The sequence below is a fragment of the Microbulbifer maximicatervae (SeqCode) genome, assembly GCF_052467305.1.
This window is the reverse complement of the sequence record NZ_CP174306.1, coordinates 219,441-242,882: the sequence shown is the minus strand read 5'-3', so window position 1 is coordinate 242,882 and position 23,442 is coordinate 219,441. Positions and strand designations below refer to the sequence as shown.

Below are 23,442 nucleotides of genomic sequence, written 5' to 3'. Positions count from 1 at the left end.
ACCGCTTTCAATATGTAGACCAGTGAATAATTAAGGGAGGAACCATGAACAAGTTGGAGCAACTCAAACAGCGCAGCCAGGTTGTAGCAGATACCGGAGACATTGAAGCGATTCGCCGATATTGTCCTCAAGATGCAACAACCAATCCCTCCCTACTGTTTAAGGCCGCCCAGCTCCCTCAGTACGACAACCATATCGCCGAGGCGCTCGAATGGGCTGAGAGCCACCAGGGTGGCTCGAACGCGGAAAATATTGCACGCCTGGCCGCCATCAAACTGGCTGTCAGCATCGGCACGGAAATCTTGCAGTTGGTGCCCGGGGTGGTATCCACCGAGGTCGATGCTCGTCTCTCCTTTGATACCCGCGCTACTATTGATTACGCACGCCACCTGGTCGCCCTCTACGAACGCGCAGGTATTGCCAAAGAGCGGGTATTGATCAAGATCGCGTCGACATGGGAAGGCATTGCTGCCGCATCAGTACTGGAGCGCGAGGGAATCCACTGCAACCTGACCTTGTTGTTCAGTCAATCCCAGGCGATTGCCTGTGCCGAAGCCGGGGTAACTCTGATCTCCCCCTTCGTCGGTCGAATCCTCGATTGGCATATCGCCAACAGCGGCCGCGAGTCATTCCCTGCGGAAGAGGACCCGGGCGTAATCTCGGTGCGCAATATCTATGAGTACTACAAGTCCCGAGACTACAAAACCATTGTGATGGGCGCCAGCTTCCGCAATACCGGGGAGATCGAGGCCCTGGCTGGTTGCGATCGACTGACAATCAGCCCTCAGCTATTACAGGCCCTGGAGGACAGTGAGGCACCTCTCGCTGCTGGCCTGCCACCGGTATCCGCAACCAAATCCCGGCCGACACAGGATCTGGCTGAAGCCGAATTCCGCTTTCAATTGAATAGCGATGCCATGGCCACTGAAAAGCTTGCCGATGGCATCAGGAACTTCGTGAAGGATCAGGAGCGTTTAGAGCTATTGTTACAGAACCGAGTAAAGGGACAGCAGGAAATTCATGCTGCAACAAATCCGTAAACTGTTTGAGCAGATAGGAAATAGCGCTGATGTTGAAGCACGTGATGAAAAAGACGTGCGGATGATCAGCGCTGCGCTGTTAGTCGAGGTCGCCACTGTCGATCAAAAGCTCGATGAGTGTGAGCGTGAAACGCTCACACAACTCCTATGCCAGCACTACTCTCTCGACCAGTCTAGTGCCACAGAAATAGTCAGTGAAGCTATTAGCCAACGGGACAGAGCTACATCCCTGTTCGAGTTCACCCAGGCGGTGAATGAACAGTTCAGCGAGAGAGATAAATACCTGCTGATTTTGCAGATGTGGCAGGTAGCTTTTTCAGATGATGTTATCGAGGCTTTCGAGGAGCACCTGATTCGCAGGGTGGCAGAGCTAATTTATCTACCACACGGACTCTTCACCAAGGCACGCGCCGAAGCGAGGGATATGAAGCGTTGCTAAGAAAGGGAGATTTCCAGGACTCGGGATTAGGAGAGAATAAGCGCTAGTGATAATGCGCCGAAGATTTGGCAACCGGGGAGCATTCTCGCTCGAGGGTATGTACCAAGTCGCGAAAAGTCTCGGCGTTTTGCTCGTTCATGCTCATCAATACCCGGTGAGCTTCCAGCACCTTTTCCCGCGCAGCACATTCGTCAGGACTATTACATACCAACGGCGTGGTGGGTACGCTCATATCGTGGACCGTGTCGCTAATTTCAACCAACGAATCAAAGCCCATAGCGTCCAATAGATGGCGGATACCTTTACCCGCAGAGAATACCAGCGGCTTTTCACAGCCCCGCTCCAGAGCGCGAATAGCAATCTTCGCCATCAGGCCGAGAGTCGTACTATCGACACCTTCTGCACCACCGAGATCAAATGCCACTCCGGCAAAGTCACCCCGTGCAAACATGTTGTCGATAAAGCTATCAAATGAGGTACAAAGGTTGAGACGAACATCACCTACTAACTTGATGACGTAGATGCCCTGGTGGGCCCCAACCATAATTTGCCCGGACTGCATAACAACCCCTGGCTCACCCGAATACACCTTTTGATAGAAGTGCAGGCGGATGGCAAAAGTTCACTGGTAGAGAACACAATAGCATTTGACGTTTTTGGCGCCTAGTGCAATTTTGTGCATAAAGTGGGCGGAGCTTACTCCTGACTATGCAGACTGACAAGTGCGATAAAGCACAAAATTCGACTTCATAGTCGAAGACTATCGATAGAAGTTTTGGGCATTACTGGCGGCCTAAAGTGAGAATCGTAATATCGTCTGGAAGGGCACCAAAAGTATCCATTTTTAGAGACTGACAGAGCCTGTCGAGTTCTCCCCCACTCTCTGAAATAGCCTGCAAAAGCTGGGCCTCTTTATCAAGCAGATCGCCCTGTAATAATTCAAGTACACCGTCTGAACAAGCGACCAGGCGCCAAGCGGGCGGCAGCTCAGCACGCATCACTTGCCAATCACCCCGTTCAAAAATACCCAGGGGACGCCCTTTTCCCGGCAACCAGTCTGCACCCGCCTCACTAACCAGGGCCGGCATCGGTATTTGCCCGGCGACGGCATAGTGCAATTGCCGGGCACTACTATCCACAACCCCGACAAACATACTGGCGTGCTTGCCCAATTTTGTGGATAACAACTCCCCATTGACCAGGTTAAGGACATCCAACAAGTCATCACTGAGGGAGTCCAGCTGGGCAAATAAGGGGCGCTCCCGCAAGCGATGCATAATGCTGTGCTTAATCAGGGCAGTAACCAGCGCAGAAGAGACACCATGGCCCGACACATCGACCAGGTAAAAGGCTACAAAGCGCTCACCGAACAAGCCGTAATCAACAAAATCACCGCTCAGGTACAGGGAGGGAACCAGCCGGTAGGATGCTTCCACGCCACTGGGGTAGTGATAGGGGGTACGGGGAAGTAAATGCTGTTGCAGTAAACGGCCAGCTTCCTGGTCCCTGCGCAGCAGCTCGACATGATCCCGCAGTTCACTGTTGCGACGCTCCAAAGTCACTTTATATTCGCGATTCTGCTTCGCCAGGTTTTCTTCACCGCTGATACGGCAGATCATACGATCAATAGCCGCTGCTTCTTCCAGGGGTTTAACCAGGTAGTCTTTGGCTCCAAGGCGCATCGCTTGGAGTACATCATCGGCAGCGCTATCTGAGGCAATAATTACCGCAGCCACCTCTGGGGCTATGCGCTTTATCCGCCGCAACACTTCCAGCCCACTCATATCCGGCAAATAGCGATCAATCAATACGATATGGAAAGCGCCGGGGCTAAACTGGCCGATGCCATCTTCCCCGTTGTTGGCAACACTTACCTGGAAGCCAAAACGCGAAAGCGCCCCTCGCAAAAAATTGCGGGAGCGCTCATCGTCGGTTAGCACCAGGCTACTGGGGCCGGCCATATAAAGGCTCTAAAAAGTTATCTGCCCTAGGTGACAAATCAGTAGTCGGAAGCCTCTTCCACTTCACCCTGATCAATTGCCTCTGCGGCCTCTTCTTCGGTTTGAACATCCATTTCACCATCGACAATCAAATAGTCGCGGCGCTGCAGGTAAGCATCCCGCAAGAGTACATAGCGATCACCATGCAACAGGGACTCCGCTTGCAGCAGGCTGGCGCGGCTCTGAATGATATCTGTCCCCTTCAATGCATATTTGGTCGCGTCGTCATTTACATAGGTCAAGGGGTTGGTGTAGTAATCCACGACCCTGGCTGGGGTATCCCGTACAGTGGACGGACCCAGTAGCGGTAAAACCAGGTAGGGGCCAGAAGGGACTCCCCAAACAGCCAAGGTCTGGCCAAAGTCCTCGCCATCACCCTGCTCGAGACCCATATGCTGGGCAACATCCAGAATACCGGCAATACCCACCGTAGAATTCACCAGGAAACGACCGGCGTCATTGCCCGCTTGGCCCCATTTACCCTGCAGAACATCATTAAAGGTATTGGTAACTTCGCGCAGGTTGTCGAAAAAGTTGCTGACACCGTGCTGCACGAAAATCGGAGTAATTTGGCGATAGCTGACAGCGGCGGGCTTCAACACATAGCGATCTGCGCCATCGTTGAAGGAGAATATGGCCCGATTAAAACCTTCCCAGGGGTCGCGAAGTGATAAATCTTCGCCCTCGGCACCACCAAATTCATCGGCAGGATCAAAGCCGTACTCATCCTCGAGAGACAGGCCCCCGTCATCGGCACTGGCATCCTCTGCTCCGCTGGTATCTACTGCAGCCGGGTTTTGAGCTGCACCACCAAACGGATCTTGTTGCGCTAGCGCCCCTACTGGAGTAACAGCTATCAGAGTTGCCATTAACCAGGGCGATAAAGTTTTGCTTCCAAGCACAACCCTGCTCCTCTTATATCAAACTAGTGAGACCAAGGATTCTAACGCCCTAATAATTCGTAAGCTACCCTCGGCAGCATAGCAGCTGGGATTTGCCAAAGATAAAGGAGTTTCAGGCAATCACAGGCTAAGCCTTTAAACCGGCAATAACCCCTTTATTCAGTAGTTTTTCTAATAAATCGGCACCAAAATCAAATAAGGAGTCACGACTAATATTGGGTAATTCCTGAGCCATCTGTTCCAATATTTGTAAGCCGGTGTAATCGCCCGCAGAGACCAACTGCAACAATCTGGCGGTGACGGCATTGATCTCCATAAAATTCACTTTGTCGGAACGATCCCGGTAAACGAAAAGGAACGTCGGTACCTCCGGCGGCTCTTGGGGCTGAAAATCCGGCCCCAACCGATGCACTGGGTAGCGGTAACTGAGGCTCCAGACGAGAGGGGAAACTACAGGAACTTGCTGTAAAACATCCCCCTCTATCACCAGCCCTTCCGGTAATTCCACATCACTGACATCTAAAGCCAACTCTACCCACTCGTAGTGGGCAAGCTCCAATAGGAACGGAGGATCTTGTGGTTGTTCTCCCCGTTCGTTCTGTAAATATGAGAGAAACTCTTCACTGATCTGCAAAAAATACGGGCTAACGGATGTGTGTTTGTGCACAAAATCTCGCACCATTTGATGCCAGTTTTCGTCGCTATAAAGACTGCGTAAAACCGGGAATCCACTGGCAACAAAGGACTCAATATTGTTGTAAATCAAATCCCGATAAATAGCGACACGCCGGTCCTCAATTTCTGCCGGCGGCGCAACTTGATCCGGTGCGCGCAAATGGGCAGTAAAGTCCCGCTGCACATTTTTGAATGTCTCGGGCTTATCGACGACTGAGGACATAATTCTCTTCCACCTGGTGACTGGCCTGAATGGTTTTAATATGTCCTACTTCTTCAAGTAATTTGGGAATTGGCGGAATATTAAAATCCCGCTCAAGTAGCGTCGGCATCACACCGTGAATATCGTAGGCGCGATCGAGTAGTTCCCACACAGGATCAATAACCGGTGCACCATGGGTGTCCACCTTTAAATCCTCTGCCTCATCATAGTGCCCGGCAATATGTACGTAGCGAATTCTTTCAGTAGGTAGTGCAGATAGAAAGTCCAGCGCATCGTAGCGGTGGTTAATCGAGTTTACATAAATATTGTTCACGTCCAGAAGCAAATCACAATCGGCCTCTTCCAGCACCGCATTTAAAAAAGCCAGTTCAGTCATCTCCTGGCCCGGCGCCGCATAGTAGGAGACATTTTCCATTGCAATCCGTTCTTCCAGTGCGTCCTGAACCATACGGATTCGCTCGGCAACATACATCACCGCTTCTTGCGTAAAGGGAATGGGCAATAAATCGTACAGATGGCCGTGATCTGAGCAATAACTCAAGTGCTCACTGTAACCGCGAATATTGTGTTGCTTGATAAATTTTTTAATGGCTGCAACCAATTCCATATCCAATGGTTCTGGTGCACCAATCGAGAGAGATAAACCGTGAAGTAAAAAGGGAAAACGCTCTGTATATTCCTTAAACCAGCGCCCATAGCGACCGCCAACACCAATCCAGTTCTCGGGCGCTACCTCCAGAAAATCTACGGCATCTGTATCAAGGTTTTCACCCATCATTGAGCGGCGCAATCCAAACCCAGCGCCTTCTACGGAAAACTCGCGCAACACTTTCAGGTCTCACTTTTTTCAGCGATCAATAAAAAACAGGGTGGATCGCTAAAGCGTATCCACCCTCTTTGAGTACAGCGAAAAATTACCCGCCACACTTACCTTCGCCGCACTTACCTTCTTTTTTCTTGCCTTCGCCGCACTTACCTTCGCCGCACTTACCTTCTTTTTTCTTACCTTCGCCGCACTTGCCTTCGCCGCACTTACCCTCTTTCTTTTTATCATCACCGTCGTGATCAGCCAGCGCCACGTTGTAGCCTGAGCTAAGGTCTGCTGCGGCAAAGGGGTTAGCATTGCTGTTGGCAGCAGATACATTCATAGCGGCAGTGGCGATAAACGCTGCGCCAACTGCGGCGGCTACAGGGGAAAGGTGCTTCTTGTTCATAGTGAATCTCCTAACTAGGTGTCCTTAGCAATAAAAAGTACAAGAGACTTTTTTCCACTCCGCAGAAGTATAATGCTGCGAAACAAAAATCAGTCATTGAATAGAACCCGCCACAAAATAACCGGTATCAAGGGGTCATTCTGGGCTCCAGGCCTGCTTTCAGTACTTCTGTCGGGCTCTCCATCCAATTCTTACACTTGATCAAAATTTTTTTTGTGATCTCTTTTCCATAGAGAAAATCAACCAAGCAAACCTTTCCCATCAATTTCTGCCCATGACTTGCTTAAGCGCTTGGATGACACCGGCATCAGGGTTTTTAGAGTCTGCGCGAATAAGGAAACACGAAATTCCTCCAACATCCAGCGAAACTCACGCAATTCTGCCTCTGCAGAGAGTTCTCTGGGTGAATATTTCTCCACTTGCGCCAAATAAGGCTCCGCCGCCTTGTGGTATTCAACTTGCAATTTTCGGTCACGGTTAGGGTCGAGAGCGGCCTTTTCCAAGCGCATTGCGATCGCCTTCAGATAGCGGCCGTACTGGCGCAGCCATGACAGCGGAATATCAAACAAGCAGCCTCGGTAGAAGAGCCCACCCAGTTGCTGCTGGATATCCCCCACTGCCATTGCGACCGCCAGGTTTTTCTGCTGTTTGATTTGTTTGCGCAGTGGCACCAGCTGGGCCAGGGCCTTGACCAACAGATCACCAATCTCCTGGGCCACCCCCACCAAGTCACCGTCATTTTCCAAAGCGGCCAGGAATTCAGCTTCGGTGCACGGCAACTCCTCTTTGGGCCAGAAAACCTCGCGCACGGCTGCCATCAGGATGTCGTCAGCTACCTCCTCACGGCGCCCCAGATCCGCTGCAGAAAGCCCCAGCTCCTTGCCTCGCAACAGCTCTTTGCGCAGATACTTCACCTTCTCCGGCAAGTGCAGCAGAGCCAAACGGCAAATACCGGCGCGAGTAAGCCTGCGAGCCTCACTGGGGTTATCCAGTAGCTTCAGGGAAACACTGTCTTTTCCTTCAACCAGCGCGGGGTAAGCCCGCACCTTGAGTCCGCCCTGGTTGAGGGTATGGGTCTCTGGAAGATCACCGAAGTCCCAGCGGGAGATACCCTCCCGCTCAAAACTGTCGCCAGCCGTTGCCAACCCTTGCTGTACCCGATCCCGGTAGCGCACCTGCAATAGGGCCAAATCCCGATCTTGATCCAGCAATTTACCGCCCTCATCCATTACCTGGATATTGAAACGGTAATAATCTTCCAGGGCCTGTTCCGCAGACTCCCACACCTCATCTGGCAGCTGCTGTGCTGTCTGGCGCTTCAGCTCCAGAGCCAACGACTGCCACAACGGGGTATTGTCTGCACGCAGTCGGGGCAAAGCCTTATCTATCGCAGCCGGCACTGGCACAAAATATTTACGCCACTGCTTGGGCAGGGCTTTTACCAGAGCGATGCACTTGTCCCGCAAGATGCCCGGCACCAACCAGGAGAGGCGAGCTGCCGGCACCTGGTGCAGTGCTGCAACCGGCACCTGTATACTGACGCCATCATCCACACTGCCAGGCTCAAAGTGATAGCTGAGCGGATAGACAATACCGCCCGCCTGCAACTCATTGGGGAATTGGGCCTCTCCCACATGATCGGCACTCTGCTGCATCAATAAGTCGCGGGGAATAAACAGCAGCTGTGTATCGCTGGATTCCGCTTTCTTGCGCCAGTGCTCAAATCCAGCCAGGTTGACGATATCCGCTGGGATACGCTCATCGAAGAAACGGTACACCACTTCATCATCCACCAGAATATCCCGGCGACGGGATTTGGCTTCTAGCTCTTCCAGGGACTTCAACAGGTCGAGATAGTGCTTATAAAACCGCCCCTTACCGCGATAGCGTTGCTCCACCAGCGCCTGGCGAATAAACACTTCCCGAGAAGTTTGCGGGTCCAGTTTGCCGTAGGGAATTCGGCGTTTTTCCACTAGCACCAAACCGTAAAGGGAGACCTTCTCAAAGGCCATCACCTGCCCGGAGCGAGCGTTAAAATGGGGTTCAAAATAATTGCGCTTAACCAGATGCTGCGCGGCGGCCAATATCCACTCGGGTTCGACCTTGGCTACGGTATGGGCGAACAGGCGGCTGGTCTCCAGTAACTGGGCAGACACCACCCAGCGGGGAGGTTTTTTAAATTGACCAGAGCCAGGGAAAATATGGAAACGACGATTGCGACAGCCGTTAAACTCCTTGTTTTCATCCCGCGCGCCAATATTGCCCAGCAATCCCACCACGATGGCTCGGTGTATCGCTTCGTATTCCGCCGGCTCTTTGTTTTCTTTAACGTCGAGATCGCGACAAGCCACGCGCAACTGATGGTGGATATCTCTCCACTCGCGCATACGCAGCCAGGAAAGGAAGTTTTTCTGGCACCACTTGCGCAACTGATTTTGACTCAGTTCCTGACGCTGGACTTCAAAGGCATCCCACAGCTGAACGAAGGATAAAAAATCCGATTGTTCATGCTGCCACTGGCGATGTTTTTCATCCGCAGCCTGGCGCTTTTCTGCCGGGCGCTCGCGCGGGTCCTGCACGGCCAGAGCGGCGACAATAATCAAGAGCTCCCGCGCACTGCCATTCTCTGCCCCCGCCAACAACATGCGGCTCAGGCGCGGGTCTAAAGGCAACCTTGATAGGGATCGCCCCAATTTAGTGACCCGGCCCTGCTCATCTACCGCCTGTAATTCCTGCAGCAATTTATAGCCGTCATTAATCAGTCGTGGGTCCGGCGGATCGACAAATGGAAACTCGCGGATATCACCGATACGCAACTGCAACATTTGCAGAATGACTGCGGCCAGATTTGTGCGCAGAATTTCCGCATCGGTAAATTCCGGGCGCTGCTCAAAATCCCGCTCTTCATACAAGCGCACACAAACACCAGCGCTGACACGGCCGCAGCGACCGGCACGCTGGTTGGCGCTGGCCTGGGAAACCGGCTCTATAGGCAGCCGCTGAATTTTACTGCGGTAGCTGTAGCGGCTCACCCGTGCAGTACCCGGGTCGATCACATAACGGATACCGGGCACGGTAATAGAGGTCTCTGCCACATTGGTAGCGAGTACAATGCGACGGCCTTTATGGCCGTGGAAAACTTTGGCTTGCTCCGCAAGGCTCAAGCGGGCATACAAGGGCAGCACTTCCAATTGCGCTATCTGTGCATCGCGCAAAGCCTTGGCGCACTCGCGGATTTCCCGCTCGCCGCTCATAAATACCAGGATATCCCCACCGCGCCGACTGCTGGATTTCTCCTCGTGCAGCAACTCCTCCACAGCAGTGACCACCTGCTCGTTGAGATCTGCATCCGTATCCGCTGCGGGGCGATAGTGAACTTCCACCGGGTAGGTACGACCGGAAACCTCGATAATCGGCGCATCGTCAAAGTGCCGGGAAAATTTTTCCAGGTCGATGGTCGCCGAGGTAATTATCAGTTTCAGGTCAGGGCGCTTGGGCAGTATGGTTTTCAAATAGCCCAACAGAAAATCAATATTAAGGCTGCGCTCATGGGCCTCATCGATGATCAACGTATCGTATTTATTTAACAGGGGATCGCGCTGAATTTCAGCCAGCAGGATACCGTCTGTCATCAGTTTGACGTGGGTATGCTCGGTGCTGTGGTCGGTAAAGCGCACCTGGTAACCGACGGACTCTCCCAGGGGCTGCCCCAGCTCCTCAGCAATTCGATTGGCTACAGTGCGCGCGGCAATCCTGCGCGGCTGAGTGTGGCCGATCTGGCCGAAAATTCCCCGGCCCAGTGACAGGCAAATTTTTGGCAACTGAGTGGTTTTACCAGAACCGGTTTCACCGGCAATCACTACAACCTGATTTTTCTCGATCTGCTCGGCGATTTCCTCCCGCCGCGCTACCACTGGCAAAGACTCCGGCCACTGCACTTCCGGCAACTTGCGCCGGCGCTCCTCCACCAGGGTCTCAGACGCTTGGAGCTGCTGCTCCAATTGGGCCAACATGCGATCTACCCGCTTGCCCTCTTTCTGGCGCCGGCGCACATTTTTGACAGTCCTGCGCAACCCATAGCGGTCACGCCCCATGGTCGCGGAGATTCGGGCCTGCAGCGCCCCCAGTACTTTTTCTGCTTCGGTGTGACTCATAATTCGTACAGCAATGGCAAACGCGGGATTATACCCCCTGAGCACCGCAGGGCTATCAAACCTTATTGTGGCGCTCATCTATACTGGTGCGAATAGCACTTCTTCTGAGGGGCACGGCCTTTACTGCTGGTGCAATTCCTCAGGGTCATACCTTGCGAGCAGTACTATGCAAGAGATCAAGCCCAAGCCCCCCGCCAGCGCAGGCCAGCTGTTTGGCCACCCCAAGGGACTCTTCCTGTTGTTTGGTACTGAGATGTGGGAACGTCTCAGCTACTACGGCATGCGTGGTATTTTTGTCTTCTACCTGACCTCTACAGCGACTGCCGCAGTCTTCGGCTGGGAACAACTGACCGATACCGAGTTGCAATCCAAAGCCCTCAGCTACCTGGGCTGGTATGCAATGCTGGTGTACCTGACCCCCATTATTGGCGGTTGGATGGCAGATAATCGCTGGGGCCAGCGCCGCTGTATTATGTTCGGCGGCACCTTGATGATGCTGGGGCAGTTCGCCCTGGGATTCCCCCACGGTTGGCTGCCAAATGGCAGTCAAATTTATATGCTGTGGATCGGGTTGGCCTTGCTGATTATCGGCAACGGTTTCTTCAAACCAAATATCTCTACCATGGTCGGGGACCTTTACGAGGAAGGTGACCACCGCCGGGATACCGCTTTTACCATTTTTTATATGGGCATCAACCTGGGCTCTATCCTCGGTTACCTGCTGGTGGGCTGGATTGGGGAAAAGGTGGATTACCAGCTGGCCTTTATCGTCGCTGGCCTTGGCATGTTAGCCGGCCTAATCCTGCAGATGACCCAAGCCAAGCGCTACCTGGGAGAAATCGGTGTAGAACCTTCTGCGCACCTGGAACTGAAAGACAAGAAAGATGAGGACGTCGATAAGCGCCGCCCGTTGACTCAGGAGGAGCGAGACCGCATCAAAGTTATTTTGGTTTTGGGCGTGTTTATCGTGATTTTTTGGGCCGGCTTTGAGCAGGCTGCCGGCTCAATGAACTTATTCGCCAAATATCGAACCGACCTGAATGTACTGGGATGGGAGATTCCAGCCAGTTGGCTGCAGATGGTAAACCCACTGTTTATTATTATCCTCGCGCCAATTATGGCCAGTATTTGGGTAGGCATGGGGGATCGGGAACCCAGCTCACCGGCCAAATTCAGTTTGGGACTGGTTTTTCTCGGCGTGGGATTCTTATCCATGTGCGGTGCCGCCCTGCAAATTGGCGATTCAGAGACCATTAAAGCGAGTATTTGGTGGCTGGTATTTGCCTATATTTTCCACACCATTGGCGAACTTTGCCTATCGCCAATTGGGCTCTCTGTCGTAACTAAATTATCTCCGCTGCGCTATTTATCCCTGATGATGGGGCTTTGGTTTGCCTTTATTGGTATTGCCAACAAAGGAGCCGCAGAGATCGGTAAACTCGTTGGTGTATCCGGCCCACTCGCAACCTTTGGCGGAGTAGCCCTGGCCGCAATTATTGCCGGAATTATCCTGTACTTTATTCGCGAGAAACTGGTGGACTGGATGCACGGTGCAGAAGAGGTTCACGTAAAGGTGGGCGAAACCACCAAGGAGGAACTGAGCATCACCGCCGATCACGACGGTGTACCGCCGAAGCATTTTAGCGGTAATGACAAATAAGGGAGCCAACCCATAAAAGGCGTATTTTGCGAGCACGGACCGCGCTCTTTAACGTTATCAGATTCCGGACCACTAACAGGCGTACGTTTAGCGGTCAAAGATCTCTTTCAATTGAAAGGGGAGAAAAATACGGCAGGCAGCCCCGAGTGGTTTAATACCCACCCTCCTGCCAATAAAACCGCACTTAGCTTGCAGCAATTACTGGAGGCCGGCTCAACCTTTACTGGGTTTACTCACCTTGATGAACTCGCCTACAGCATGCAGGGGAGTAATTTACATTACGGTTCTGCCGACAACCCTAAACTGCCCGGCTATTTTTGTGGGGGTTCCTCTATGGGATCGGCCGCCGCCGTGGCCTCAGGAACAGCCGATATTGGCTTAGGCACCGACACCGGCGGATCGGTGAGGGTACCTGCAAGCTATTGTGGTTTATTCGGCATTCGAACCAGTCACTCACTTATTCCAACCGACGGCGTTATCGGTTTAGCACCCTGCTTTGATACTGTCGGTTGGTTTAGTCAAACTCCTTCATTACTTGTAGACGTCGGCAAAATTCTAATCCCGTCACAGCACTTATCCACAAATCAAGTAACCCGCCTGGTTACTTGCCCCGAAATAAGTCAACTGGCAGATACGCCCATTCAATCAGCAATCCAGGAATTTATTCCCACATTAAATAATCAATTTCCTATCTGCGAGATTAAACACCTGCCTGACATAGAATTACTGGGCGAACTGGCTAATGTATTCCGAATTTTGCAGGGCCGCGCCATCGCCAATACTCACGGAGACTGGTTGCGAAAATACCGGCCGGTATTTTCAGAGGACATAGCCACAAGAATTACTATGGCCCTATCAATTACCGACGATGAGATATCCTGGGCCAACGAAAAACGACAACAGTGGTGCAAGTTGATGGAGACATTACTACCGGACAACAGTAGCGTTTTACTAGTACCAACCACCCCCACAACCGCAATTAAGAAAGGGACCGATAGTGAATTCTGCAAAGTACAAAAAGATCGCCAGCGACTATTGGGTTTAACCGCTATTGCAGGGCTTTGGGGCGCCCCCCAGTGTCATCTGCCGTTGTTTTCTATCGTAGAAAATGGGATTAATACTGGGGGAAAGGAGATAGAGAAACCCAGTGGTTTCTCATTGATAATGACTCCACGAAGTGATTTTTCGCTTCTCTCTCTAGTTGAGCAACTAACGAAACCCCTCGAAGGAATAGCAGGCAGCACCTACGGTGCTACCTGAAAAAGCGATCAGCCTTTTAACGCCCTTTAACCAAATAAGCGATAGCTCGATCCAACCCCTCCAGGGTCATCGGATACATATGCCCGTCCACCAGTCTCTGGGTCATACCGATACTGGGAGTATATTGCCAGTACTCCTCTCCTACAGGATTCAACCAGATCAGGTTACTGTAGGTATCGGTAACACGCTCCATCCAGGCCGCACCGGGCTCTTCATTCATATGTTCGACACTGCCGAAACGACTGGTAATTTCGTAGGGCGCCATAGACGCATCGCCGACAAAAATTACTTTGTAGTCCTTGCCATAGGTGCGCAGTATTTCCAGCAGCGAGGTATTTTCGCTATAGCGCCGCTGGTTGTCTTTCCACACATGCTCGTAAACAAAATTGTGGAAATAAAAATATTCGAGATGCTTGAACTCGGAACGACAGGCGGAGAACAGTTCTTCACAAACGCGCACATAGGGGTCCATAGAGCCCCCTACATCGAAAAAGATCAGCACCTTAATCGCATTATGTCGCTCCGGCACCATTTGAATATCCAGTAACCCTGCGTTGCGTGCAGTAGAGGAAATGGTGTTATCCAGATCCAGTTCCTCTGCGGCACCGGTGCGGGCAAATTTGCGCAACTTGCGCAGAGCCACCTGGATATTGCGGGTGCCCAGACTGATACTGTCATCCAGATTTTTAAACTGGCGCTTCTCCCAAACCTTTGACGCCGAGCGATTGCGCCCCTTACCACCCACACGGATACCGCCGGGATGATAACCACTATTGCCAAACGGGCTGGTGCCGCCAGTACCAATCCAGCGATTACCACCGCTGTGACGCTTCTTCTGCTCCTCTAGACGCTTTTTAAATTCCTCCAGCAGTTTTTCCAAGCCACCGAGGCTTTGTACCTGGGCCTTTTCCTCTTCGCTCAGCTGCTTCATAAATTCTGCACGCAGCCAGTCCTCGGGAATCATTTGTTCGACAATGTCGTCGAGGGTCTCAAGGTCCTTAAAATAGGCGTCGAAAGCGCGATCAAATTTATCGAAGTGCTTCTCGTCCTTGACGAGGCAAACGCGGGCAAGGAAGTAAAATTCCTCAAGGTCGGCAAACACCAAGCGCTGCTGTAATGCCTCAAGCAGGGCCAGCAGTTCGGTGATGGTTACCGGTAATTTATAGCGGCGTAAATTCTGGAAAAAGCCAATCAGCATAATAATTCGCAGTCAGCACAGGGAAAAAATAACACCCGGTTAAACCGGGCCGAAATCACCGAGGACAACCTAAGCCCTCGGTGACATTAACCAATACAGTTTAGCGATTATCGCGACGGGCCATAAACGCCAGGCGCTCCAGCATATGGACATCCTGCTCGTTTTTCAGCAGGGCACCGTAGAGCGGCGGAATAGCATTGCTGCTATCGCTGTTTTTCAGGATCTCCCCGGGAATATCATCAGCCATCAACAGCTTGAGCCAATCGATCAGCTCAGAGGTAGAAGGCTTTTTCTTCAGGCCTGGAACCTCGCGCAGCTGGAAGAAAATATCCATTGCCTCGGCCACCAGCTGCCCTTTGATCTCTGGATAGTGCACATCGACAATTTTGCGCATAGTGTCACGATCGGGGAAGCTGATGTAATGGAAAAAGCAGCGGCGCAAAAAGGCGTCCGGCAATTCTTTTTCGTTATTGGAAGTGATAATTACGATGGGGCGCTGCTTGGCCTTGATGGTTTCGCCAGTCTCATAGACAAAGAACTCCATGCGATCCAGTTCAACCAGCAGGTCGTTGGGGAATTCGATATCCGCTTTATCGATTTCATCGATCAGCAGCACCACGCGCTCTTCTGCCGCAAAGGCCTCCCAAAGCTTACCGCGCTTAATGTAGTTGCCAATATCGTGAACCTTATCCACCCCCAGTTGGGAGTCCCGCAGGCGGGATACCGCGTCGTACTCGTACAGGCCCTGCTGGGCTTTGGTAGTGGATTTAATATGCCACTGAATCAGCTTTAGTCCGAGGCTCTCTGCTACCTGCTCGGCGAGCAGTGTTTTGCCGGTGCCGGGCTCACCCTTGATCAATAGTGGGCGCTGCAGGGTAACGGCCGCATTCACCGCCATCTGCAAGTCGTCGGTCGCTACATAGCTTTCGGTACCGGTAAACTTCATAACTGCTCCAATCCTGTCGTCGAGGCTAACTATCTCTTTTAGCGAATGATAATTGAACAACAGGTTGGGGGCGAGGCGGTAACGCTCAATTTGGATGACCAGCTTGCGCTGGGGAAATTTTCCAGTCCCGCAGGGCGAGTCTTGAAAGCCCGCGTGGGCTTTCCGAAGCAGCCTAGGCCATCTGGGTACTGCGGCGGTGTACAACCTGGCGACCTTTGCCGGTGATATACCAGCGGATGCCCAGGTGACTGTGAATTTTCCCGACCATCTCCAGCACCAGCAAGCTATTCAAGGCGCGGGCTATAGAATTGGTTTCCATACCGCTGTCCTGCACCATGCCGGAAAGAGACCGAAATACACACTCCCCGGTATTTAACAAATGCAGCACCTGTAGGGCATTGTCATCCAATTTACGGATCTGATTGAAATCGATGGTCGGCCCCTGCTCGGGATCGCCCTCAATTTCATGCTCCAATAGGGGCATCATTTCCAACTGCATGGTGCGCAGTTCTTGCTCCATATTCTCTACTCGGGCGCGGGCAATACTGGCGTCGCGCAACTGGCGCCGCGCGGCGTTAAACACGAACATACGGGACGCAATTGCAGCGAGCAGGCAGTAACCGGTAAAAATCAATAAACGCGAGGGGTCACCCTGGATTTCTATCAACAAGTCACTCTGGGTGAATTTAAGGAATATCGGCACCATCAAGGCGCCACACAGCCCCATAATCAGGCAACGTGCGAGCCCCGCTGGATCTTCTTCGGTAAACAGCATTTGATAGTAATTGACCAACCCACCCAAAATGCCCGAAACCAGCATTACTGCAGTCAATATAAGCAGGTGATCGAGCATCAGTATTCCTCAGCCATTCGGCTCTCACTGCCAATCCGGGCAAGTGGGTATTGAACTGAATATTTCACTCTATTCACGACTGCCCTTGCCCTCTTCCCCTATTAGGTGCGAGGTATTTCCCACATGCCGGATACAGCCGCCTCTTGTTGTTACTGGATACCTGGCAGAAAAGTGACACTGCTTTTACATTGTTTTGCCTTGCGCCACAGCGGGAACCAGCTTAATAGATATAGCAGCTGTCATTGACTGGGGTTGTCGGTCTAAAGGGTTTTAACGCCTTTGATACGAGCAACCGAGTGAAGGCCTGGATATAGGCGTCGAGGAGGGACGATGGCTGCGCAAGTGAATTAAAGTGCAACAAAAAATACTGGGTGAATGGCTACCCTGCCCTCAGGCATGACAGCCATATCTTGGGTTATTGTTCGTTAAAGTAGGGATCTTCATCAAAGCGACGACGCCTGTCCCGGCGAAATCTCATCAGCAAGCTGACAATCCCCCAAACAACCATGATCGCCAGGGCTCCACCCGAAGCGAATATCAAATTGGTAGTGACCTCTGGCGCCGCTCCATTTTCTTCAAACAGCGTTTGATAAACAAATAGCGGCAACACCGGCACAGCAACTGACTCCGCTACAGAGGTCTTTGCCGGCGCCAGCAACACCGCCGCAGCCACTAACAGTAGAGTCTGGCGCACCCAACTCCAGCGCCAATTGCGCATAAACCACCAGCCTGCCAACAGCATAACCAGTGTTGAAGCAGCGTATACCATCCAGGCAAATTGGAAATCTTCTGTCATTCTCTCACTCTACTTTCTGGCACACCGATCCAATATCGGGCAAATATGCCAGGGTCCTTTACACCGTCACTCGCTCGGAACCGGCATATTTACGCCGCTTCGCAGACAAGCACTGCCTGCCATAAATCGATCCGAAGAATGATTTAATTATGCGCAATATTCAAAGGCGTTCACAGGTCGCAGTTCCCGTTTGCGATCAACCTTGTTCAACCCAAGAGACAATATGATCCTCCATATCGTCTGCATGAACCGACTCTTCACTGACAACGCGCCCACGCACCGATATCCCCGCCCGATGTACGGATTCCGGGTCTCCCGATACCAATGGGTGCCAGTCCGCAAGAGGGCGCCCTTCCGCAAGGCTGCGGTATGCGCAGGTGAGCGGCAACCAATCGAATTCGGCAATATCCTCTATACGCAACTGAATGCATCCGGGAACATGGGCTTTGCGCTGGCTATACTTGCTGCACTGGCAGGAATGGGTATCCAACAGGCGGCAGGCCACATTAGTGAGGTAGACCTCACCCGTATCCTCATCCTCCAAGCTGTGCAGACAGCAGCGACCACAACCGTCACAAAGCTGCTCCCACTCGGATCGACTCATTTGCTCCAGCGTTTTCCGCCGCCAAAAAGGCTCCTGTGCCATTTAGCTCGACTCAGCGTTGCAACTTGCTGTTCTTCAACGCGATTTCACTCATTTCGGAATCGGCTATTGGCGGCATCTGTAAGTAATAGCCGCGAGTACGCACCTCTTTGAGCAACTTGTCCGCCTCTGCACGGGCCAGCTTTTTGTCCGGCGTCACCAACATCGTAGTGACGTGCTGCGGCTTGCCGAAAAGCTCCAGTAGATTTTTGGGAACCCTCGCAGTGCCCTCGCGCTTATCCACGTACAGATACATTTCGTCTTTATTTGGACTGCGATAAATATCGCATAAAACTTTCACTTCAATTCCTCTTTACGCAATTGTTTCAGAGCTTCGAGCAAAGGATGGCCAATCACATCGGCCCGCCACCCTCTGAGCCGCCCCTCTAACTCGGGTCGACGGGCCTGGACCAGAGCTTCGAGCTCTTTTTTGCGAATTAATATTTCGGCAGGCAACCCGGCCCGCTCGGCAATAGACACCATCTCAAGTCGCAGTTGCTTGAGGATTTCTCCCTGCTGCCGGTTGAGAGGCTGCTGCATTCGCGCAGGTGGATCGCTTCTCTCACAGGCTTGGGCAACGATTTTTAAAAGGGCGTCTCCGTGCTCACGCAAAGCCCGCCCTTCCATACCCAGTTGGCTCAAGGCACCTCTGTGCCGGGGCAACTGCTGGGCCAGGCCGAGACAGATATTCTCTTTCAACAGGTGATTGCGCGGCATATTCAGCGCCCTGGCCTGCTTTTCGCGCCAGGCACACACATCCTGAAGCACTGCCAGTTGTTTACTGCGCAGGCGCCAGGCACCTTTCACTTTTTGGTAGTAAACCTCAGGTGGGTTCGGGTTTCGAGCCGTGACCACCAATGATGCACAGTCTTCCCGCAACCACTCCAGGCGCCCCTTCGCATTGAGGTCCTTTACCAGTACGCCGTAGAGTACCGGCAACCAAGCGACATCGAGGGCAGCATAAGTTTTTTGTGCATCGCTGAGAGGTCTCTGCAGCCAGTCCGAGCGGGTTTCACTCTTGGGCAATTCAATATGCAGTAGCTGGTTAACTGTCGCCGCATAACCTAAGCCCGCTCCCATACCACAGATTGCAGCGGCAATTTGGGTATCAAAAATGGGCTCGGGAATCACCCCCAGCAAGCGCTCAAGGGTTTCCAGGTCCTCACTACAACTGTGCATGATTTTAGTGACAGAGGTATCGAGCAAGAGGTCGCGAAGCGGCTGTAACTCCTCAATCGCCAAATTGTCGATCAGGTAGCAGTGTTTTCCATCACCTACCTGGACCAGAGCCGGTTGGGGATAAAAAGTACGGCTGCGCATAAACTCGGTATCCAGGGCTACCGCACTCTGCTTGCGCCATTCTGCACACAACTCTACCAGCTGCTCGTAGCTGTCGACCCAGCGTGGAGTGGTATCTATTTCTGTCATCGATATCACTCAACTGCCGGAAAAAAATGCGGTTCGACTATTAAAGGCGTGAGCGAGAGTCCCGCCATCGATATATTCCAGCTCTCCGCCGATGGGCACACCGTGGGCAATCCGGCTCACCGTCACCCCCTGGGCACGAGCTCTCTCCGCGATGTACTGCGCGGTAGCTTCACCTTCTACCGTAGGGTTAGTGGCGACAATAAGTTCACGCAACTGCTCAGTAGCGAGTCTCTGCTCCAGCAAGTCGATCCCCAGGTCCCCCGAGCCAATGCCATCAATGGGCGAGAGATGCCCATGCAGGACAAAGTAGCGACCGTGGTAATTACCGGCCTGCTCAATAGCCAGAACATCAGCGGGCGTCTCAACCACGCACAGTGAGTCCTGCTCGCGCCGGCTATTGCTACACAATGAGCAAACGGGCTCCTCTGTGAGGGTGCGACACTGCCCACAGCGCCCCACTTGTTCCACCGCTCGCGCCAAACTCTGGGCCAGCAGAGACGCAGCTTCGCGGTCTTTCTCCAACAGGTACATCGCCATGCGCTGCGCGGACTTGGGGCCCACACTGGGCAGACAGCGGAGCGCGCGGATCAGCTCTTCAATCAGGGGACTAAACATACAAACTCAAAACCAGTGGATGGCCACTTCTTAAAAGGGGAACTTAAAGCCTTCAGGCAAATTGATACCTGAAGTCAGGTCTCCCATCCCCTGCTTTTGCAGTTCCTGTGTTTTTTCCTCTACACGGCGCACAGCGTCGTTGACCGCAGCGGCCAGCAGGTCTTCCAGCATTTCCTTCTCTTCGGTCATCAGGGAGGGATCAATTTCCACAGATGTCACATCGTGGCGACCATTCATCGTCACCTTGACCATACCCGCCCCAGACTCACCGCAGATGCGAAGCTCAGTCAGGTCCTGCTGCATCTTCTGCATTTTTTCCTGCATATCGGCCTGCATTTTCTGGGCCTGCTGCATCAAATCGCCCAAACCTTTCATAGGTAACCTCTATCTTGTGCATGTGGCCCCGGAATAAACCGGGCCCTAATTGTCATTAATCTTCTACTACTAGTGATTCTACGGAGCCCGGCACCAGTTCCGCACTCAATTCTGTCTGTAATTCTTGAACCAGCGGGTCAGCGACCAGTGCATCCTGGGCAGCTTCAAGCCGCGCTTGGCGAGTAGCTGCGACTAACCGGGCGGGAGTACTCCCATGTACCTGCCCTACTTGTATCTGCGCTACCACAGGCTGTTGGAAGAAGTCAGCCAGAGAATCCCCCAGGCGCCGCTGGTGAACTTCGTCGTAGAGGCTGCTATAGGATTCATCCAGGGTGAACGAGAGTATATTGTCCTGCCTGCCCACCATCTCCAAGTGCTGGGCAATGGAGTGCAAAATACCGGTAATACCCAGCTGTCCATACATTACCGGCCAACTGCCAGGCGTTAATGCTTCCAAACGCCCTTTTGGCACTTCCTGACCCTGGCTTTCTACCGGAGCCTGCCGCGAGGTATTCACCGTATTTTGTGGTACCGGTTGCTGTGGTGCCGGCGCCGACTCCACTTCCGCAACTCGCTGGCGCAGCTCGGCCAGGACATCTTTACGCTGGGGACGCTCTTCTGCCACTCCCTGGACAGGGGGCGGGCTTGTAATTTGCCCCGGCTGAGCCTCCGTCGCTGGCTCACTGATCATTTCAGTTGGAGCTGCCGGCTCTGCCTCTCGCTGCTCTGCCTGGTGCTTTAACGGTTGTAGGCCCTCCCCTGCTTGCGAGGGAGCTAGATCAACGGCTGTAACAGCCTGCGGCTGTGCCGCTTCAGGCTTTTTTGCCGGACTGACCTCCGGTACTTCTGGTGCCACAGGGGCCTGTGGCTGTAGCGCTTCTGGAGCCGGTGCTGGTGAAACGGGTTCGGAAGCCGATGGCAGTGGAGAACGGGGAATATCCGCAACTCCCTGAGGGCGGAAGGCCAGCATCCGCAGAAGAGCCATTTCAAAGCCACTGCGCTGATCCGGGGCCAAGGGCAGGTCACGTCGGGCCAGCAGAGCCATCTGGTAATACAGCTGCACATTTTCCGGGGCGATACGCCCAGCTAAATTTCTCAGTCGTTCACCATCACCCAGGGAGTTATCGATAGATTGAGGCAACACCTGAGCCACTGCGATACGGTGCAGGTTATCGGCGAGTTCTGCCAGCGCAGCACTGTAATCAGGGGCCTGCTGGGACAACTCAGCAACTGTGGCAAATAAAGCCTGTGCGTCCTCTTCAGACAAGGCTTGCAGCAGCTTCCACACCAAACCGGTATCGATACTGCCCAGCATACCGCGCACTTCTGCCTCAGTAATTTGCCCCCCACCAAATGCGATGGCCTGGTCAGTAAGACTCATCCCATCTCGCATACTGCCATCTGCGGCGCGACCGAGATGCCACAGGGCCCCTTCTTCAAACGGGACCTGCTCCTGCTCCAACACAAACTTCAAGTGCCCCACAACCCGCTCGGGGCTCATATTCTTCAGCTTGAACTGAAGACAGCGGGACAGCACGGTAACCGGCAACTTCTGCGGATCAGTCGTTGCCAGTAGAAACTTCACATGGGGAGGCGGTTCTTCGAGGGTTTTTAACAGCGCGTTAAACGAGCTGTTCGACAACATATGGACTTCATCGATCAGGTAAACCTTGAAGCGACCCCGGGTCGGTGCGTACTGCACGTTCTCAAGCAGTTCACGAGTATCTTCGACCTTGGTGCGCGAGGCTGCATCCACTTCGATCAAGTCGACAAAACGGCCATCGGCAATCTCATTGCAAGTGTGGCACTGGCCACAGGGTTCAGAACTGACTCCCTCTTCACAATTCAGACACTTAGCCAGGATTCGTGCGATCGTGGTTTTACCCACACCACGGGTACCGGCAAAGAGGTAGGCGTGGTGCAAGCGGCCATTATCCAGGGCGTTGATCAACGCCTGGAGAACATGCTCCTGTCCCACCATCTCGCGAAACAGCTTCGGCCGCCACTTCCGTGCCAGTACTTGATAACTCATTCGATCTCCGGTGCTCGACACACCTCTGCAAGGTCTTATTGTCTGCGCCTGTGGCGCGGCCGCCATTATACCGGCATCCATCGCCAGGCATAGAGAATCGAAGAGTGTGACCAGTCAAGTTCTATCGTACCTCTCGTAGCGAAACCAATGCTTGTGATATAACTGTGCGCCAGCTCGCACTAAGAACAATCAGTCCATAACTACAGCGAGCAGGGTACGGGGATCACGATCAGTAATGAATAAGGCCAGGAAGACGCTTCTTGAAAGGCTGTTTACCGAGCACGGACAGGCCTTGGTACGCTTTGTCTCTCGCATTGTAAAAAGCCCTGACGATGCCGAGGATATCGCCCAACACGCCTATCTACGCCTGCAAAAACTCAGCGATGAGAAGGAACTTGAGAATCCACGGGCCTACCTCTACCAGATTGCCAATAACCTTGCTGTGGACCAGCTACGTCGGGGCAAGCTTCATGTAGAGTATGTGAGCCAGCAGATCCCCATGGAGGGTGAGCCCTACACCGACGACCATGCGGACCATCAGTCACCAGAAAGGTTGCTGGCAGCCCGCCAGCAACTACAGTCCATCTACGAAACCATGGACAAGCTACCCCTTAAGTGTCGCCAAGCATTTCTCCTGCACAGGACACGCGGCCTCTCCTACAGCGAGATTGCCCAGGAAATGAATATCTCGGTGAGCAGTGTTGAGAAGTATATTTTGCAAGCTTTGAAAGCCTGCAGGAAGAAGGTAAACCCAGAACCGTGAGCACCAGCTCAAGCTATCAACTTAACCATCCACGCCCCTAACAATAACAAGAACCTATGGCACAAAATGCAGTCACTTAGTATTAACCTACTAAACTTTAAAATTAGTTGAGGGAGCAACCCTTTCACCCGTCTCAGCTTCAAGGGTGTGGTTTGAAAGTTAGGCAATGCTGAAATCCTTATTGAAAGCAGCATTTTTTCCTGAAAATTAAGCCATAAAGCTGAAA

The 23,442-nt window shown here is 52.8% G+C and carries 22 protein-coding genes; 5 read left to right on the top strand and 17 right to left on the bottom strand.

From position 1 onward, the window contains the following. Window positions 1–44 precede the first annotated feature (44 nt). Both tal and ACJJI4_RS01055 read left to right on the top strand, forming a co-directional pair. Complete coding sequence (tal, locus tag ACJJI4_RS01060; protein WP_444926749.1) at window positions 45–1,040, top strand: transaldolase; 996 nt, start codon at window positions 45–47, stop codon at window positions 1,038–1,040. Next, on the top strand, window positions 1,021–1,479 hold the full coding sequence (locus ACJJI4_RS01055; RefSeq protein WP_444926748.1) for a tellurite resistance TerB family protein: 459 nt from the start codon (window positions 1,021–1,023) through the stop codon (window positions 1,477–1,479). The genes tal and ACJJI4_RS01055 overlap by 20 nt, the downstream gene beginning before the upstream one ends. A 43-nt stretch (window positions 1,480–1,522) precedes the next feature. Here the strand turns inward: ACJJI4_RS01055 and ACJJI4_RS01050 are convergent, their stop codons facing one another. The 7 genes from ACJJI4_RS01050 to hrpA all read right to left on the bottom strand — a co-directional run bounded on the left by ACJJI4_RS01050 (window position 1,523) and on the right by hrpA (window position 10,647). Continuing rightward, entirely contained in the window at window positions 1,523–2,041 is a 519-nt protein-coding gene (locus ACJJI4_RS01050) for an STAS domain-containing protein (RefSeq protein WP_444926747.1), read from the bottom strand. A 220-nt stretch (window positions 2,042–2,261) separates the two neighbouring features. After that, window positions 2,262–3,440, bottom strand: coding sequence for a PP2C family protein-serine/threonine phosphatase (locus tag ACJJI4_RS01045; RefSeq protein WP_413664484.1), 1,179 nt, complete (start codon window positions 3,438–3,440; stop codon window positions 2,262–2,264). Window positions 3,441–3,478: 38 nt separating this feature from the next. Beyond that, on the bottom strand, window positions 3,479–4,381 hold the full coding sequence (locus ACJJI4_RS01040) for an MlaA family lipoprotein (protein ID WP_444914686.1): 903 nt from the start codon (window positions 4,379–4,381) through the stop codon (window positions 3,479–3,481). A 127-nt stretch (window positions 4,382–4,508) separates the two neighbouring features. After that, complete coding sequence (locus ACJJI4_RS01035) at window positions 4,509–5,279, bottom strand: HvfC family RiPP maturation protein (protein WP_444926746.1); 771 nt, start codon at window positions 5,277–5,279, stop codon at window positions 4,509–4,511. Further along, a complete protein-coding gene (locus ACJJI4_RS01030; RefSeq protein WP_444916226.1) occupies window positions 5,260–6,105 on the bottom strand; it encodes an HvfB family MNIO-type RiPP peptide maturase in 846 nt (281 codons plus the stop codon). The genes ACJJI4_RS01035 and ACJJI4_RS01030 overlap by 20 nt, the downstream gene beginning before the upstream one ends. A gap of 88 nt (window positions 6,106–6,193) precedes the next feature. After that, entirely contained in the window at window positions 6,194–6,493 is a 300-nt protein-coding gene (locus ACJJI4_RS01025; protein WP_108731896.1) for an HvfA family oxazolone/thioamide-modified RiPP metallophore, read from the bottom strand. Between the two features lie 239 nt (window positions 6,494–6,732). Further along, window positions 6,733–10,647, bottom strand: a complete 3,915-nt coding sequence (gene hrpA / locus ACJJI4_RS01020) for an ATP-dependent RNA helicase HrpA (RefSeq protein ID WP_444926745.1) — start codon at window positions 10,645–10,647, stop codon at window positions 6,733–6,735. A 166-nt stretch (window positions 10,648–10,813) separates the two neighbouring features. Between hrpA and ACJJI4_RS01015 the strand changes: the two genes are divergently transcribed. Both ACJJI4_RS01015 and ACJJI4_RS01010 read left to right on the top strand, forming a co-directional pair. After that, window positions 10,814–12,307 carry a peptide MFS transporter gene (locus ACJJI4_RS01015; RefSeq protein WP_413664480.1) on the top strand — a complete coding sequence of 498 codons (1,494 nt, stop codon included), beginning with the start codon at window positions 10,814–10,816 and terminating at the stop codon, window positions 12,305–12,307. 12 nt (window positions 12,308–12,319) lie between these two features. Continuing rightward, the gene (locus tag ACJJI4_RS01010) at window positions 12,320–13,567 is read left to right on the top strand and encodes an amidase family protein (protein WP_444928203.1); all 1,248 of its coding nucleotides are present in this window, start codon (window positions 12,320–12,322) and stop codon (window positions 13,565–13,567) included. Window positions 13,568–13,583: 16 nt separating this feature from the next. Here ACJJI4_RS01010 and ACJJI4_RS01005 read toward each other — a convergent pair whose 3' ends face one another. The 10 genes from ACJJI4_RS01005 to dnaX all read right to left on the bottom strand — a co-directional run bounded on the left by ACJJI4_RS01005 (window position 13,584) and on the right by dnaX (window position 22,453). After that, window positions 13,584–14,765, bottom strand: coding sequence for a vWA domain-containing protein (locus tag ACJJI4_RS01005; protein ID WP_444926744.1), 1,182 nt, complete (start codon window positions 14,763–14,765; stop codon window positions 13,584–13,586). 100 nt (window positions 14,766–14,865) lie between these two features. After that, window positions 14,866–15,711: an AAA family ATPase gene (locus ACJJI4_RS01000; RefSeq protein WP_444926743.1), complete on the bottom strand. Its 846-nt coding sequence runs from the start codon at window positions 15,709–15,711 to the stop codon at window positions 14,866–14,868. Window positions 15,712–15,883: 172 nt separating this feature from the next. Further along, a complete protein-coding gene (locus ACJJI4_RS00995; RefSeq protein ID WP_108731891.1) occupies window positions 15,884–16,564 on the bottom strand; it encodes a YEATS-associated helix-containing protein in 681 nt (226 codons plus the stop codon). A gap of 415 nt (window positions 16,565–16,979) precedes the next feature. Then, window positions 16,980–17,360, bottom strand: coding sequence for a hypothetical protein (locus ACJJI4_RS00990; protein WP_282934168.1), 381 nt, complete (start codon window positions 17,358–17,360; stop codon window positions 16,980–16,982). Window positions 17,361–17,556: 196 nt separating this feature from the next. After that, entirely contained in the window at window positions 17,557–18,006 is a 450-nt protein-coding gene (locus tag ACJJI4_RS00985; protein WP_444926742.1) for a YcgN family cysteine cluster protein, read from the bottom strand. A 10-nt stretch (window positions 18,007–18,016) separates the two neighbouring features. Next, on the bottom strand, window positions 18,017–18,304 hold the full coding sequence (locus tag ACJJI4_RS00980; RefSeq protein ID WP_444892840.1) for a YcgL domain-containing protein: 288 nt from the start codon (window positions 18,302–18,304) through the stop codon (window positions 18,017–18,019). Further along, entirely contained in the window at window positions 18,301–19,431 is a 1,131-nt protein-coding gene (gene rnd / locus ACJJI4_RS00975) for a ribonuclease D (protein ID WP_444926741.1), read from the bottom strand. The genes ACJJI4_RS00980 and rnd overlap by 4 nt, the downstream gene beginning before the upstream one ends. Window positions 19,432–19,440: 9 nt before the next feature. Further along, window positions 19,441–20,046 carry a recombination mediator RecR gene (gene recR / locus ACJJI4_RS00970; RefSeq protein WP_444926740.1) on the bottom strand — a complete coding sequence of 202 codons (606 nt, stop codon included), beginning with the start codon at window positions 20,044–20,046 and terminating at the stop codon, window positions 19,441–19,443. A 30-nt stretch (window positions 20,047–20,076) separates the two neighbouring features. Beyond that, a complete protein-coding gene (locus ACJJI4_RS00965; protein WP_413664473.1) occupies window positions 20,077–20,421 on the bottom strand; it encodes a YbaB/EbfC family nucleoid-associated protein in 345 nt (114 codons plus the stop codon). 55 nt (window positions 20,422–20,476) lie between these two features. After that, window positions 20,477–22,453, bottom strand: coding sequence for a DNA polymerase III subunit gamma/tau (dnaX, locus tag ACJJI4_RS00960; RefSeq protein ID WP_444926739.1), 1,977 nt, complete (start codon window positions 22,451–22,453; stop codon window positions 20,477–20,479). Between the two features lie 235 nt (window positions 22,454–22,688). On the opposite strand from dnaX, the gene ACJJI4_RS00955 reads away from it, so the two are divergent. Beyond that, a complete protein-coding gene (locus tag ACJJI4_RS00955; protein ID WP_444926738.1) occupies window positions 22,689–23,216 on the top strand; it encodes an RNA polymerase sigma factor in 528 nt (175 codons plus the stop codon). Window positions 23,217–23,442: the final 226 nt, after the last annotated feature.